The organism is Serratia sp. NPDC087055 (genome assembly GCF_044900985.1).
Taxonomy (GTDB): Bacteria; Pseudomonadota; Gammaproteobacteria; order Enterobacterales; family Enterobacteriaceae; genus Serratia.
On sequence record NZ_JBJDOG010000001.1, the window covers coordinates 1201895 to 1217303 of the forward strand.

15 protein-coding genes are annotated in these 15409 nt (G+C 54.3%); 9 read left to right on the plus strand and 6 right to left on the minus strand.

Annotated features, from left to right (window positions below; all coding sequences use genetic code 11):
- Window positions 1–9: 9 nt before the first annotated feature.
- The gene (locus ACI2J2_RS05660; protein WP_209633382.1) at window positions 10–1809 is read right to left on the minus strand and encodes a sigma-54-dependent Fis family transcriptional regulator; all 1800 of its coding nucleotides are present in this window, start codon (window positions 1807–1809) and stop codon (window positions 10–12) included.
- Between the two features lie 281 nt (window positions 1810–2090).
- Between ACI2J2_RS05660 and ACI2J2_RS05665 the strand changes: the two genes are divergently transcribed.
- The 3 genes from ACI2J2_RS05665 (at window position 2091) to ACI2J2_RS05675 (ending at window position 5426) form a co-directional block, all read left to right on the plus strand.
- Entirely contained in the window at window positions 2091–3611 is a 1521-nt protein-coding gene (locus ACI2J2_RS05665) for an aldehyde dehydrogenase family protein (RefSeq protein ID WP_265556857.1), read from the plus strand.
- A 237-nt stretch (window positions 3612–3848) separates the two neighbouring features.
- The gene (locus ACI2J2_RS05670; RefSeq protein WP_265556858.1) at window positions 3849–4448 is read left to right on the plus strand and encodes a DUF2239 family protein; all 600 of its coding nucleotides are present in this window, start codon (window positions 3849–3851) and stop codon (window positions 4446–4448) included.
- A gap of 84 nt (window positions 4449–4532) precedes the next feature.
- Entirely contained in the window at window positions 4533–5426 is an 894-nt protein-coding gene (locus ACI2J2_RS05675; RefSeq protein ID WP_404759625.1) for an alpha/beta fold hydrolase, read from the plus strand.
- Between the two features lie 99 nt (window positions 5427–5525).
- On the opposite strand, the gene adhP is transcribed toward ACI2J2_RS05675, so the two are convergent.
- Together adhP and ACI2J2_RS05685 are read right to left on the minus strand one after the other, a co-directional pair.
- Window positions 5526–6539 carry an alcohol dehydrogenase AdhP gene (adhP, locus tag ACI2J2_RS05680; RefSeq protein WP_404759626.1) on the minus strand — a complete coding sequence of 338 codons (1014 nt, stop codon included), beginning with the start codon at window positions 6537–6539 and terminating at the stop codon, window positions 5526–5528.
- Between the two features lie 154 nt (window positions 6540–6693).
- A complete protein-coding gene (locus tag ACI2J2_RS05685; RefSeq protein ID WP_209633371.1) occupies window positions 6694–6900 on the minus strand; it encodes a hypothetical protein in 207 nt (68 codons plus the stop codon).
- A 319-nt stretch (window positions 6901–7219) separates the two neighbouring features.
- Between ACI2J2_RS05685 and ACI2J2_RS05690 the strand changes: the two genes are divergently transcribed.
- The 5 genes from ACI2J2_RS05690 to ACI2J2_RS05710 are packed head-to-tail and all read left to right on the plus strand — an operon-like array spanning window position 7220 to window position 12345.
- Window positions 7220–8326, plus strand: a complete 1107-nt coding sequence (locus tag ACI2J2_RS05690; protein ID WP_209633369.1) for an ABC transporter ATP-binding protein — start codon at window positions 7220–7222, stop codon at window positions 8324–8326.
- A gap of 32 nt (window positions 8327–8358) precedes the next feature.
- Window positions 8359–9645, plus strand: a complete 1287-nt coding sequence (locus ACI2J2_RS05695; RefSeq protein WP_404759627.1) for an ABC transporter substrate-binding protein — start codon at window positions 8359–8361, stop codon at window positions 9643–9645.
- A gap of 11 nt (window positions 9646–9656) precedes the next feature.
- Window positions 9657–10568: a carbohydrate ABC transporter permease gene (locus ACI2J2_RS05700; protein ID WP_404759628.1), complete on the plus strand. Its 912-nt coding sequence runs from the start codon at window positions 9657–9659 to the stop codon at window positions 10566–10568.
- Entirely contained in the window at window positions 10565–11407 is an 843-nt protein-coding gene (locus ACI2J2_RS05705; RefSeq protein ID WP_209633363.1) for a carbohydrate ABC transporter permease, read from the plus strand. Before ACI2J2_RS05700 ends, ACI2J2_RS05705 begins: the two co-directional genes overlap by 4 nt.
- A 17-nt stretch (window positions 11408–11424) precedes the next feature.
- Complete coding sequence (locus tag ACI2J2_RS05710) at window positions 11425–12345, plus strand: metallophosphoesterase (protein ID WP_404759629.1); 921 nt, start codon at window positions 11425–11427, stop codon at window positions 12343–12345.
- Window positions 12346–12366: 21 nt separating this feature from the next.
- On the opposite strand, the gene ACI2J2_RS05715 is transcribed toward ACI2J2_RS05710, so the two are convergent.
- On the minus strand, window positions 12367–13473 hold the full coding sequence (locus ACI2J2_RS05715) for a succinylglutamate desuccinylase/aspartoacylase family protein (protein WP_404759630.1): 1107 nt from the start codon (window positions 13471–13473) through the stop codon (window positions 12367–12369).
- Window positions 13474–13487: 14 nt separating this feature from the next.
- Between ACI2J2_RS05715 and ACI2J2_RS05720 the strand changes: the two genes are divergently transcribed.
- On the plus strand, window positions 13488–13943 hold the full coding sequence (locus ACI2J2_RS05720) for an Lrp/AsnC family transcriptional regulator (RefSeq protein WP_209633353.1): 456 nt from the start codon (window positions 13488–13490) through the stop codon (window positions 13941–13943).
- 6 nt (window positions 13944–13949) lie between these two features.
- Here the strand turns inward: ACI2J2_RS05720 and ACI2J2_RS05725 are convergent, their stop codons facing one another.
- Window positions 13950–14672 carry an ABC transporter permease gene (locus ACI2J2_RS05725; RefSeq protein ID WP_209633351.1) on the minus strand — a complete coding sequence of 241 codons (723 nt, stop codon included), beginning with the start codon at window positions 14670–14672 and terminating at the stop codon, window positions 13950–13952.
- Window positions 14672–15364: an ABC transporter permease gene (locus ACI2J2_RS05730; protein ID WP_209633349.1), complete on the minus strand. Its 693-nt coding sequence runs from the start codon at window positions 15362–15364 to the stop codon at window positions 14672–14674. The genes ACI2J2_RS05725 and ACI2J2_RS05730 overlap by 1 nt, the downstream gene beginning before the upstream one ends.
- Between the last annotated feature and the right edge of the window lie 45 nt (window positions 15365–15409).

Sequence of the window (15409 nt, forward strand, 5' to 3'; positions counted from 1 at the left end):
TGGTTACCCTCAGTCAGCCACACGTCCCCTGCTTTTCTCCATTTTGCGATAAAGCGTACTGCGTGATACCCCCAACCGCTTCGCCGCCTGGCTGATGTTACCGTTGGCATTTCTGATGGCGTCGAGCATGTCCTGCGGTGCCGACTGAGTCTCCGTACTGAATGAGGGGACGACGCTGAACGGTTCAGGCAGATCGTCGAGTGTAATCATGCTGCCATCATCGGTCAGTGCCAACAGCACCTTGAGCGTGCTCAACAACTGCCGCACATTCCCCGGCCACGGATAACGCGCCAGCGCCGCGACGGCATCAGGCGCCAACGTGATACCACGCTGCTCGCCCCCCAGTTCGCGCCAAAGGTTAAGAATAAAACGATCCACGTGTGCCCGTTCACGTAGCGGCAATATGCGTAAGCTGAATTCCTGGATGCGGTACAGCAAGTCTTCGCGGAAGGCCCCCGCCGCAACCTGCTGGTCCAGATCCTGATGGGTGGCGCAGATCAGTGAAAAATCCACCGCATAGGACATGTGGCTGCCGAGCGGCGTAACCGTTTTTTCCTGTAGAACACGTAACAGCCGGGTTTGTAAGCCTAATGGCATATCGCCAATTTCATCCAGGAACAATACGCCACCGTCGGCTTCTCTGATCTTGCCCAGGTATCCTTTTGAATTGGCACCGGTAAACGCCCCCGGCGCATAGCCAAATAGTTCGGATTCAATCAAGCTTTCAGGCAGTGCCGCACAGTTAATCGCCACAAAATGCCCCTGCCGACGCCGACTTTCCTCAAACAACCGTTGGCTGAAATACTCCTTGCCGCAGCCGGTTTCCCCCCGAATGCACAGCGCCAGGCCGGCATTGAGAATGCGTAACGCTTTCTGCCTGTCAGCCCCATCGCGATCAAAAGGCGGTGCCAGCGGCTTAACCCCCTGTGAATGCCTTTCCGGCATCTGCAACAAGGAGTAATAGTGGCGATTATTGATTGCCAGCGTCTGATGTGGCGCATTCATCGCCTGGCGTGACATATCCGGGAACAGTGAGGCAAAGTCTAGCGTGCCGAAAGAAGCCACCGAGAGATTAAATTCTTGCATCGCCAGCCGGTTGGCGGCGGTTAGGACGTCGTCGTGGAACACCAGTATCAGTTCGTGTGCACTGCCGAGAACACGTGCGTCACTGTGCAGGCGCAGCGTCCAATGTTGAGACGTCACGCTACTTGTCACCCACTGGTGCTCAATGTGCCTGACCGCCTGTAAAATCAGTGAGTGCGCATCATTATACGGGCGCTGCGCCGGTGTCGAGATATCCAGCACCCCGGCTATCACGCCGTTGGGGCGGTAGATCGGCGCGGCGGAACAATAAAGCCCTGCATTCTGATTAAGGAAGTGTTCATCACCGTTGACTTCACACTGGCTCCCCAGCGCCAGTGCCGTACCAATGGCATTGGTGCCACGCTCCTGTTCCCCCCATAAATTGCCCGGGGCCAGAGAAATGCGTGACGCCTTATGCAGAAAGTCAGTATTCCCACAGGTTTCCAACACCAACCCGCTGGCATCAGAGACCACCACAATTGAGGGTTGCCGGTTAATTTCGTTGCCTAAACGCGCGATCAGCGGCTGTGCCAGTTGTGCAACCCAGCCGTTTTGCCCACGCACTTCATTGAGCAACGCAGGCCGAACAAAAGGCACCAGATCGTCAGCCCGGCTCAAGCCATAGTGTTGGCTACGTAGCCAGGATTCTGAAAGTCGGCTGGGGAGAGACAGATTATCACTGTCAGAGTCAAACCCGGTCTGGGTGGTCTGGTCTTTATGCAACATACCCAACTCCCGCCAAATAAAGTGTTGCATTTATGTATCACAAATGTGTCCCATGCGTTGCGACGTGGAACACAAAAAATAATAGAAATGAATAATAAGACAGCGGTTTTATTGCCCAAAGCAGGTATTTTCTGTTTTTAATTAGATGATATTAAACATTTTTATATTTTATGGCTACCGAATAAGCACAAAGTGGCATAGGTAATGCTTATGGTTTCTGCGATGGCGTCATGCATCCAGGCGTCAACCCTACAGTGTCAGTTCTCATGAGAGGTGTTTACATGAAATACGTTCATCCTGGTTTACCTGGCTCGTTGGTTTCTTTCAAAAAACGCTATGGCAATTATATCGGCGGCAAATTTGTCGAACCCGTTTCAGGCAACTACTTCACCGACACCTCCCCAATGACAGGCCAAACCGTCGCCGAATTTCCGCGCTCAGATGCAAAAGATATCGAACTGGCGCTGGATGCCGCACATGCCGCGGCTGAAACCTGGGGCAAAGCCAGCGTACAGGAACGTTCCAACGTGTTACTGGCAATCGCCGATCGCATGGCGTCGCAGCTAGAATTGCTGGCGCTGACTGAAAGCTGGGATAACGGTAAGCCAATTCGCGAAACGCTTAATGCTGATATCCCCCTGGCGATTGACCATTTCCGCTATTTTGCCGGTTGCCTGCGTGCGCAAGAAGGGACTGCCGCTGAGATCGACCAAAATACCGTGGCCTACCATATTTATGAACCACTGGGCGTGGTTGGACAGATTATCCCCTGGAACTTCCCGTTACTGATGGCTGCCTGGAAACTGGCCCCTGCGCTGGCTGCCGGCAACTGCGTCGTACTCAAGCCCGCAGAACAGACCCCACTCAGCATCTGTGTTCTGCTGGAAATGATTGGCGATCTGCTGCCACCTGGGGTGCTCAACGTGGTTCAAGGCTTTGGGAAAGAAGCCGGCGAGGCACTGGCGACCAGCAAACGCATCGATAAAATCGCCTTTACCGGTTCAACGCCGGTGGGTAGGCATATTCTCGCCTGCGCGGCTGAAAACATCATCCCCAGTACCGTGGAGCTGGGCGGCAAGTCGCCTAACATCTTCTTTGAAGACATCATGCAGGCCGAACCGGAGTTTATCGACAAGGCCGTTGAAGGGCTGATCCTCGGCTTCTTTAACCAGGGTGAAGTCTGCACCTGCCCTTCACGCGCACTGATCCAGGAATCGATCTACCCGCAATTTATGGAAAAAGTGTTGGCCCGAATCACCACGATTCGTCAGGGTGACCCTTTTGATACCGACACCATGATTGGTGCACAGGCGTCTCAACAGCAGTTTGACAAGATCCTCTCTTATATTGAGATCGCCAAAAATGAAGGGGGGAAAATCATTGCCGGTGGTGAGCGCGCCAGCCATGAACAGACGTTGCAGAGCGGTTTCTATCTTCAACCCACGCTGATTACCGGTAATAACAGCATGCGTTTCTTCCGCGAGGAGATCTTCGGGCCTGTGATCGGCGTGACGACCTTTAAAGATGAAGCCGAAGCGCTGGCGCTGGCAAACGACAGTGAGTTCGGGCTGGGTGCCGGCCTGTGGACCCGTGACGTCAACCGTGCCTATCGCATGGGGCGTGCTATTAAGGCCGGGCGCGTATGGACTAACTGTTACCATCTCTACCCTGCGCACGCTGCCTTCGGGGGGTATAAAAACTCGGGCGTCGGCCGCGAAACCCACAAAGTGGCACTGTCGCATTATCAGCAGGTGAAAAATCTGTTGGTCAGCTACGATTCCAAACCACTCGGGCTGTTTTAATTTGTTGTCGAATGCCCATACGTTAGTTGCTATATAGCTAGTAGACTTTGACCGTGCAAGGGGCCCAAGGCGTGGTCCCTTGCAATCTGTACTTGTGTATCTTCCCGCGTTTGGTGCCTTCAAGGGCGACCAACCTCGTCGGTAACCAAGCCGCGTCTAAATTTTATCCGGGTATTAATTGATATTTAATTTTACCCGGATATAATTATGCGACATTGACATTCTGACGATATCGCCATGACAACGGTAGACTCCCCCTCCTTTACCAGCTTTGACGGCTTAAAACGCATTGCCTGTGGCAACCTCGAAACCAACGTGCTGGCTGTAAAGCGGGCTATAGCGTCGGGTTCCACTGAGCCGGTATTGATCTTTGATGACCGGACAGGCCGTGTCCAAGAGGTTGATATCCGTGGAACGGACGCGGAAGCGATCGCACGGTTAACCAAAGATCATCAATCTGACTCAGTCGAAAATGCGCAATCCTCGCCTCAGCCACGTGGGCGTGGCAGGCCAAAGCTCGGCGTGATCCCACGGGAGGTCACGCTACTTCCTCGCCATTGGGATTGGTTGTCAACGCAACCGGGGGGAGCCTCTGTCGCTTTACGCAAACTGGTTGAAGAAGCCAGGCGCAACACGGTGGATCGTGATGATAAACGCAGGACGCAGGAACGTGCTTACCAGTTCATGTCGACAATGGCAGGCAACATGGCCGGCTTCGAAGAAAGTTCGCGCGCATTGTTCGCTGGTGACTCAGAGAAATTCATCCAGCTTACTGTCGAGTGGCCTTCCGACATTCGCAATTACGCATTGAGTTTGGCGGCCTTCGACGTGGTATGAAGCAATTCCACTGAACCCTAAATGACGTCTGCATCGTAAATCCTGGGTGCAGACATCCAGGATGTTTCAAATCTGGACGGGCAAATGATCACTTTCAACGTAAATGGCATCAATCTGAGTTGCGATAGCTTCGGCGATAACCATGCCGACACCGTGCTTTTACTTGCCGGTCTTGGAACACAAATGATCCGCTGGCCGGTGTTATTTTGTGAACGTCTGGTAGCAAAAGGTTATCGAGTGATTCGCTTCGACAATCGTGATGCGGGTTGCTCATCACATTTTACAGACCACCCTGCACCTGATTTCGCTGCGTTGGCGGCTTCTCACTCGGCCGGGCAACGGCCAAATGTGCCTTACACACTGTTCGACATGGCCAACGACGCAATGGGACTGCTTGATGCACTCGGGATCCCTCGCGCGCACCTCGTCGGCAGATCAATGGGGGGCATGATTGCTCAGATTGCCGCTAGTGAATATCCGCAGCGGGTTTTGTCGTTAACTTCGATCATGTCCAGCACGGGGAATCCGAATCTTCCATCAGCCTCACCAGAAGTGATGGCGATGTTGACTAAGCCAGCCCCCGATCCACGGCGAGATGAAGCCGGTTTTCTGGCACACAAACTCGCTTTTGCACGACGGATAGCAAGCCCTGGATATCCATTTGACGAAGAGTACCATCGAACCCTGATTCTGGAGGAAACCAAGCGTGTCTATGACCCATCCAGTGTAGGTCGACAGATGGGGGCGATCGTCGCTGCTGGCGATCTACGGCCGCTGTTAGCCAAGATCACCGTCCCATCATTGATTGTACATGGTGCCGACGATGCGCTAATACCTGCAGCCTGTGGGAGAGACACCGCCTCTTCAATTCAGGACTCGACGTTTATGCTTATCGATGGAATGGGGCATGATCTGCCGCCTTCGCTTTTTGAGACAGTGGTGGACGGAATTGATCGGGTTGCGCGTCCGAGTGATTGAGAACGGCGGGAGCCGGCTGCTTTTAAAGTGAGATCCTGTTTAAAATAATGCTTGCCCGCCGCGACCGACAAGCATTACCCCTTCCGTTGACTTATTGCATTAAGACGCGGAAAGATCGATAACCATACGGCCACGAATGGTGCCTGACTTCATCTCTTCGAAGATCGTGTTGATATCCCCCAGCGGTCTTTTCGTGACTTTCGGCGTCACCTTGCCTTCGGCGGCAAACTGGAAAGCCTCTTTAAGATCTTCCCGCGTTCCCACCAGCGATCCCACGACCTGAATACCATCCAGCACCAGGCGCGGAATGCTCAGATCCATACTCTCCGGCGGCAGCCCCACGGCGACCACTTTGCCCCCGGCGCGGACGGCATTCACGGCTGAGTTGAAGGCTGAACGCGCCACGGCAGTGACCACGGCGGCATGAGCACCGCCGACTTTTTGCTGAATAATCTCTTCGGCGTTTTCGGTTTTAGAGTTGATCACAAGATCTGCACCAATCTCTTTTGCGAAATCCAACTGCCCTTGGTTAACGTCAATGGCGATCACTTTGGCGTTAAACACATTTTTGGCGTACTGCAATGCCAGGTTACCCAAACCGCCCAAACCGTAAATTGCGATCCACTGCCCAGGTTTGATGTCGGAAATCTTCACCGCTTTATAGGTGGTGACCCCAGCACAGGTAATGCTGCTGGCGGCAAAGGAGTCCAGGCCATCAGGTACCTTGACGGCGTAATCTGCCACTACGATGCATTCCTCTGCCATGCCGCCATCGACGCTGTAACCGGCATTTTTGACCGAACGACACAGGGTTTCGTTGCCATTGACGCAATATTCACAGTGGCCACAGCCCTGGTAGAACCAGGCAACGCTGGCTCGGTCCCCCACTTTTAACGAGGTCACGCCTTCGCCCACCGAGGTGACAACACCAACCCCTTCATGGCCTAAGGTGATGCCGGGTACCTCACCGAAATCCCCATCCTTGACATGAAGATCGGTATGACACACCCCACAACACTCCATCTTGAGTGCCGCTTCGCCGTGTTTCAGTGGGCGAAGCTGTTTTTCCTGAATATCTACACTGTGGTTTTTGGTGACTACGGCAGCTTTCATAGGACATATCCTCTCAGGTTACGTTGAAAGTACAGTTGTTAATGTAGTTACTGTCATTGCTGAGGGCAAGGTACGGGCTGTTTGTTTAAAAACAGAGGGTTAAATAATGCGGGTAGCAAACGCGATAAACGGGGTTCTTAAGCGAAAATAAAGATTAACGCTTGGTTTTCGTGATCTTTGTCGCCTTGGCTGGGTTACCGGCCACAAACTCCAGCGTCGGTGAATAGTAGAAAGGCAGCCAGGCATGAAAACTGCTTTCCCACTCCCACTTAACCGGGCAAGGCCACAGAATATCTTCATGCAGAATATAGTAAACCCACCGTCCGTGCGGGCGGCGTGGTTTGGCTGTGCGCTTAGTCACTGACGGCTCAGGCTCAGCGTGATTATCGATGATATTCACCCTCCCGTAGTGACATAGCCATGTCACCCCCCCTGGTCAGCATACACCCGACTGAAACGCCCATCGCAATGGAACAAAAATAGCCGTTCATCATGTTAAATTCTCTTTGTCATCAGGGGCTACGGAGTCTCCCTGTTAAATTTAACATGGACGGCGGCGAGCAAGCCATCTTTCCTGCCTGGGGGTTTGCACCGGGCGACATACAACTGTCATTAATTATTCATACCAGATAAATACGCGGCAGCTAGGGTGGGTTGAACACGCCACGTTAAGAAGCGCCATGAGCTATTTATCACTTAATAACATCAAGAAAACCTGGGGCGACAAAACCGCGCTGGATAACATCAGTTTTGACGTACAGGAAGGTGATTTTGTTGCCCTGCTGGGACCTTCCGGCTGCGGAAAATCAACCCTGCTGCGTACACTGGCCGGGTTAGAGAACGCGGACAGCGGCATCATTCAGATCCAGCAACGTGACGTGACGGCCCTGCCGCCGTCACAACGTAAACTGTCAATGGTTTTCCAGTCTTATGCGTTATTCCCGCACCTCAGCGTGCGTGAGAATCTGCTGTTTGGCCTGCGGGCTCGGGGCGAAGACAAGCAGCACTTTGCCGCTCGATTAGCAGAGATCAGTAAGCTGATGGAGTTGGAGCCGCTGCTGGATCGCCTGCCGGCTCAGCTTTCTGGTGGGCAGCAACAGCGTGTGGCATTAGGCCGTGCGGTGATAGCTCAAAACAAACTGTGTCTGATGGACGAACCCTTATCCAACCTGGATGCCAAGCTGCGTCAGAGCATGCGCCGAGAAATTCGTGCGCTGCAGCGCAAGCTGGGTTTGACCATGCTGTATGTCACCCATGATCAAACTGAAGCCATGAGCATGGCGGACAAAATCATTCTGCTGAACGATGGTCGCATTGAGCAGCACGACACGCCGGACAATTTATATAACAACCCAGCCAGCATTTTCGCCGCACAGTTTATTGGCGCGCCACCGATGAACATCGTCCCATTAACACGCAAAGGCAGCGGATACCATATTGGTAACGCCCCACTGCCCGTGGTGTTCAGCAACCAGGAGGACGCGTTGAGTTTAGGCATCCGCGCCGAAGATATTCGTCTCTGCGCACCTGGCAACGGCAACCTCACCTGCCAGATCCTCAGTGCTGAATATATGGGCGCCGATACGCTCGCCGTTTGCCATCTGCCTGCGGTTCAGGGGCAAATCACGGTGAAAATACCCGGTATGCAGCATTTTACTGAGGGCAGCCTGGTTGGCCTGCAATGGGCAGAGGCGGCGCAGTATCTATTTTCAACCCACAGTGGTGAGCGTTGCCACCAGATGGAACACGCCTTTCAGCCCGTGACACACCAATACGCAATTCAATAATCAAAAGCACCATTTTATTTCAGGGGAAAACCATGTCCGTCTCTATCCGTTTATCCACATTAAGCGCTGCCGTGCTGTTATTGGCTGGCGTTTCTGTTTCTGCTCTGGCGGCAGATGCCGTGAAGCTGCAAATGTACTACCCGATCGCCGTCGGCGGAAAAATTAGCCATACCGTTGAAGGGCTAGTGGCTGATTTCGAGAAGCTGCACCCCGATATCAGTATTCAACCCGTGTATACCGGTGACTACGCCACCACGGTCACCAAGGCACTGACCGCTTTCCGCGGCGGCAATGCTCCGCAAATCGCCGTGATTGGCGATATTGAAGCCTATTCATTGATCGACGCAGGTGCCATTTTACCGGTCAGTGATTTGGCAAATGATGAAGCGGGCAAAGCCTGGATCGACGGTTTCTACCCGGCGTTTATTCGCAAAATTCAGGGTAAGGTTTGGAGCATTCCCTTCCAACGTTCCACCGTGGTGTTGTATTGGAATAAACAGGCCTTTCAGAAAGCGGGGCTCAATGGTGATACCCCGCCAGCCAACTGGCAACAGGTGGTTGATTTCGGTCAGAAACTGGTCGTCCGCAACGGCAACGACGTTAAGCAATGGGGGATTGAAATCCCGTCGACCCCGATTGGTTACTGGACCTTCCAGGGGATTGCCGCCACCAATGGCAGCCATTTGGATAACGGCAAGGGAACGGCCGTGACCTTCAATACCCCGGCTAACGTTGAAGCACTGACCTGGTTGACCGATTTGGCACAGAAATATCAAGTATCGCCAAAGGGAGCCATTACCTGGAGCACCACCCCGCAGGACTTTATCGACGGCAAAACCGCGATGATGGTTACCACGACCGGCAACCTGACCACCGTACGTGAAAATGCCAAGTTCCCATTTGGGGTCGCCATGCTGCCAGAGAAAACGCAGCGCGGTAGCCCAACCGGCGGCGGCAACCTGTACCTGTTCAAAGGGACCAGCCCGGCACAACAAAAAGCCGCAGTGACCTTTATGCGCTGGCTTTCTGCGCCAGAACAAGCTGCCCGCTGGAGCATCGCCACGGGCTATGTCGCCACCTCACCGGCCGCCTGGGAAACTGCGACCATGAAAGACTATGCCGTCAAGGTCCCGCAAGCGACCGTCGCGCGTGAGCAGTTGAAGTATTCACAACCGGAGCTATCAACCTATAACAGCGTGCAAATTCAGGAATTACTGAACCGCGCCGTAGAGGCCGCTGTGACGCAAGGCAAAACCCCGGCGCAGGCGTTAGACAGCGCGCAAAAACAGGCTGACCGCCTGTTGAAACGTTACCAATAACCGGGGCCGGCATGACCATATCGCACTCTGCTTTGCCCGCCGCACGCCATAAGCGTTTCTCTTTACAGCTTTATGGCTATTTGTTGGTACTGCCGGCATTGGTTTTCCTGATTACTTTTACCCACTACCCGGCGCTGGCTACGGTGTGGGAAAGTGTATTCAGCGCAGCGCACAATAACCAACCGGCCCAATTCGTTGGGCTGGAAAACTACCGTGCATTGCTGGACGACGAGACCTTCATCCTGGCCTTACGCAATAACCTGTTGTATGCGGCAATCACCATTCCGCTGGCCGTTGGGTTAGCACTACTGATGGCCTTGGCGGTAAATCGGCGCATGCGCGGCACCGCACTTGCCCGCGCCGCCTTCTTTATTCCATCGCTGCTGCCGATGGTCGCCATCGCCAATCTGTGGTTGTTTTTCTATACACCGCAGGTGGGATTATTGAATCAATTGTTGGCGCTGTTTTCGTTGCCGGCGGTGAACTGGATGGGCGATCCGGACTCTGCACTGTATTGCCTGATGGCCGTGTCGGTGTGGCGTGAAGCTGGTTTCTTTATGATTTTTTATCTGGCCGCGCTACAGCAGATTGATCCCAAACTGGCTGAGGCCGCCGAGATTGAAGGTGCTTCCCGCAGCTACTTCTTTAGACGGATCCAGTGGCCGCTGCTGATGCCCACCACGCTGTTTATCCTGATCAACGCCTCAATGAATGCTTTCCGCATTGTCGATCAAGTGATCGCCATGACCAACGGAGGGCCGGACAACAGCACCAGCCTGCTGCTGTTCTACATCTACCGTACGGCGTTCAGCTATTGGGATCTGCCGTATGCCTCGGCAATGACCGTCGTGCTGCTGGTCATTCTGGCCTCTATTGCGTTGGTTAAATTCAATTTGCTGGATAAGCGAGCCCACTATCAATGAGCCTTTCCCTCACTGCCGCGCCGGCACAAACCGGCTCATTACGCCGTATTGGCTGGAATTTACTGACCTGGGGGGCTGCCCTGCTGTGGGTCTTCCCGATCCTGGTCGCGACCTGGGTGGCGATTCATCCCGCAGCCGATCAAGGCGGGTTTTCACTTTTTGCCCCATTGACCACCCAAAACTTTATCAATGCCTGGCATGCCGCCCCGTTTGGACGCTATTTCCTCAACACCGTTTCGCTGGTACTGCTGATTGTTTTCTTCCAACTGATACTGGCCACCATGGCAGCCTATGCGCTGGTACGGTTCCGGCTCAAAGGTGCGGGCATCCTGTTCGCCCTGGTGCTCTTGCAGTTGATGATCAGCCCCGATGTACTGATCCTGAATAACTACCAGACCATTGGCGCCTTGGGGCTGCGCGATACCCTTTTGGGGATTGCCCTGCCTTATTTTGCCTCAGCATTCGCCATTTTCCTGTTACGACAAACGTTTAAAAGCATCCCGCTGGTGCTGGAAGAAGCGGCCATTGTCGAGGGTGCCAGCCGGTTTTACATCTTGCGCCGTATTTATATTCCGCTGGCAAAACCGGTATATGTCGCGTTTGCCTTGGTCTCAATCAGCTTTCACTGGAATGATTTCCTCTGGCCGCTGGTCATTACCGACTCGGTCAATGTACGGCCGCTGACCGTGGGGCTACAGCTGTTTTCGGCACCGGAGCAAGGCGTGCAATGGGCGTTGATCGGTGCCGCGACGTTGATGACCTCTGTGCCGTTATTAGTGCTGTTTTTAGTGTTTCAACGTCAGTTTGTTCAATCCTTTATGCGCGCCGGCATTCGCTAGCGCTGAGCAGGTAACCCATGACTACACACCTCACCGCAGCACAGTCACTGGCCCTGGGTCAGGTCAGTTCGCTTTACCAACACCCCCAGTTTTCCTGCGACCCCGTAGCACCTGGCACCCTGCGCTTTGGGCTCATCGCCGATCCGCAATATGCCAACGCCGATCCCAACCTGGAATATAACCGCTACTACCGTAACAGCCTGCGTAAACTGACCCAGGCTATTGCTCAGCTTAATGACTTGCCCTTGGCCTTTGTCGCGACGTTGGGAGATTTAGTCGATGATAACTGGGGCAGTTATGCTGAACTGCTGCCGGTATACCAGCAGTTACGTCATCCGCATGCGGTGGTTATGGGTAACCATGATGCTGATGTGATTTCCCGCCATCTGGCAGCGCAATCCCCCGTACTGGCACTGCCCAAGCACTATTACCAGTTCAGCCTGAAAGGCTATCGCTTTATCGTGATTGACGGTAACGACCTCAGCCTGTATTGCAACCAAGCCAACGGCGATGAACACGCGCAGGCACAGTGCCTGCTGGCCCGCATCCGTGCCGAGCATCAGCCGCAAGCGCAAAGCTGGAACGGCGCAGTGGGTGATGAACAACTGCGTTGGCTGGCGTGCAGTCTGGCGGATGCACAAAGCAAAGGGGAAACCGTTGTGGTGTTTGGGCACTACCCCTTAGCACCGGCCAATGAACATAATCTGTGGAACTGCGATGCGTTGGTGGATTTGCTGTGCCGCTATCAGGTACGTGCATACTTTGCCGGTCATTATCATTTGGGTGATTATGTACGGGTGGAAAATACCGACTTTATCACCCTAAAAGGCATGGTCGATGGCGACAATTTGCTCCCCTTCGCCGTAGTGGAACTGGCAGAAGAGACACTTTCGGTCACGGGTTATGGCCCGGAAATTAGCCGGGTGCTTGTGCGATAAATATCGGCTGCTCGAGCTCTGTCAAGACGCCAGCCCACCGCCACCCTGGTATGGCGTCTTTCCGGCAATCTTCATCACTTCTGCCCCCAGGGTGACAAAAGGTGCTTGCCGGCAGGCATAGATAAGTCCGCCTGCTTTGGCGCGTACCGCTTTTACCGTATCGGTGATCGGGTCAACAATTTCAGCCACGGCTTCATCTGCCTCTACCCACTCCCCCGGCTGGCGCAGCAGCAACAGAATACCGCTGGCGGGCGCTGTGACAATCTCCCCGGCGGCGAAGGGTAACATTGTCACGTCTCGCTGCGGTATTACGGGGGATTCACCGGTAACGGCACCCCGGTGTTGCAAATAACGATAGAGACGTTCAGCGTCGGTGCTGGCCAGCTCGTGGCTAATATCCCGTTGCCCACGCAGCTCCAGCGTGACCGCCATACAGCTGGGTGCCAGGTCTTTCAGCGCAGCATGCTGCGTTGCCAGTCGGTGCCAAGGCAGGCCGCAAGCCTCGTCGAAGGATCCGCCACCGCTGTCTTGTGAAAGCAGCACTGCGCCGATATCCATAAAGCACGCCAATACTTCTGCCTGTTCACGCCAGGCGGGATCGGCATACATATGCAAGATTGCACGATCATCACAGTGCAGATCCAGAACCACATCCGCATCGCAGGCGAGCAGAAGCAATTGGCGACGTAATGCCGTGACTTCGCTGGTGTCCTGCAGCGCCTGTAACGCGTCACACATTGCGGCACGCACCTGCAGAGGTAAGGGCTTTCCGAGACTGAAGTCCTGGTTTTTTAACAGCAGTGCCAAGTCGGGAAAGTCTCGGTTGAAGTTGCGGCCGCTAACCAGATCGAAGCGCCCCACGCCGCCATTGAGCAGCACCTGAGCCAATCCGGGCGGGTTGGCAACCGGAACAATGATTATTTCACTTTGCAGTTCCCCACGCCGTTCCGCCTGGCTGAGTAATCTTTTAAGATAATGCAACACCAGCATGCCGGGCAGTTCATCGGCATGTAAACCGGCCTGCAGGTAGATCTTTTCCCCTTTACCCGGCTGGCCGAAATGAAAACTGGTAATTTGGCGCTGCCCACCCAGCGCATGTTCAGGTAACTTATGATGTTTACTTTTCATTGGACGCCCTCTCTGTGGAAAAAAAAGCCCGGCTTGATCGCATCGACAAAAAGATCCTTGAAATACTGTGCCGGGATGGCCGCATTTCCTATCAAAAGCTGTCCGAGCAGGTCAATCTGACCGCTCGCCCTTGTCTGGAACGGGTACGTGGGTTGGAGCGCGACGGCATTATTCGTGGCTATAGCGCCATTATCGAATTGCCTGAGCCGGAACATGCGTTTGTCATTCAGGCGCAGATCGCACTGGCCGACCATGGGCATTCCCAACCGGCGTTTGAGCAGGAGATGCGCAATACGCCGGAGGTGCTGGACTGCTGGCTGGTCAGCGGCAATTTTGATTTTCTGGTGCGAGTCGGTTGCCGCAGTATGGAAAACTACCGGCTGTTGGCCGATGCTTGGCTGACCAGCAAAAAATTCCGGGTGGATAAAATTGTGACGTTAACCGAATTGCAGTCCATCAAACGTTCCTGAGCCGGATTAATCGCGGCGAATAAACGCCAGCCAGCGCCGTTCTGCCCGTGAAAACAGGAAGATCAGCAGGAAGGTACACAGCAGGTACAGCGCCGCTGCCATCAGGAACGGAACAAAAGGTGAATAGGTTGCGGCATAAAGGGCGCGCGCCACACCGGTGATATCCAACAGCGTAACGGTACTGGCCAGCGACGTGGCATGCAGTAAGAAGACCATCTCGTTGTTCAGTGCAGGAATGCCACGCCGCAGCGTCGCAGGTAGGACAAGCCTGCGAATGATCTGCCACTGGCTCATGCCATAGGCTTCGCCGGCAATCCACTCCTGGCGCGGGAAAGTCTCCATCATACCGGCCAACAACTGTGCGACGTAGGCACTGGTATTGAGCACCAGCGCCAGCGTGGCGCAGAACGTCGCGTCACGAAACAGCAGCCAGAATGGCTGATCGTTCTGCCAGCCCAACTGCACCACATCAAACTGCGACAGGCCGTAATAAATCAGCATCAACTGTAGATAAAGCGGCGTACTGCGAAAAAAGTAAGTGATGCTGCGTATGAGCCAAGCCACCGGCCGTGGGCCATAAACCTGGCCGATCGCCATTAGCATCGCCAACAATAAACCGGGTACAACCGACAGCAAGAATAACTTGGCGGTCATTGCCAGCCCGGTCACATCAGAGCCATCACTCCATAAAAAGCTCGGCACCGCTTCCAGCATGTTTTGCAGGTTCATCAGCGTGCTCCTGCCGAATTCGACGACGCCAGCGCATAACGCCGCGACAGCAGGCTAAAGCCCCAACTGGTGATCGCGGTGATCACCATATAAATCAGTGCCACCAGGAAATAGAACAGGAAAGGTTTTTGCGTTGCGCGCCCCGCTTGCTCCGCCAACCACACCATGTCCTCCAGCCCGAGGATCGACACCAGCGCTGAAGCCTTCATCAACCCAAGCCAGTTATTATTAATGCCGGGAATGGCGAAGCTCAGCATCTGCGGTAACAGCACGCGCCGGAACACCTGGCCGGGGCTCATGCCGTAGGCCATCGCCGCCTCAAGCTGGCCGCGCTCCACGGTGAGAAATGCGCCGCGGAAGGTTTCGGTATAGTAAGCGCCAAACACGAAGCCTATCGCCAGTACCCCGGAGATAAAGGTGTTGAAATGCAGGGGGCCCAGCCCCAGCAAACCAAGCGCGCCGTTAACCAGCATCTCACCGCCAAAGAACAGCAGCAGCATGATCACCAGTTCAGGAATGCCACGCACCAGGGTGGTATAACCCGTTGAAACCCAACGCAGCCAGCGCGGACCGAACAGTTTGATCACCGCATTAATCAGCCCAAGCGCCAAGGCAACGGCCAACGAAACCAGCATCACGCACAGCGACAGCGCCGCGCCCTGTATCAGCAATGGCAAATACTCTACGACCATTCCCGGCCTCCCCAATTTAACTGAATGCCGGGTCAGCCGGCGTTA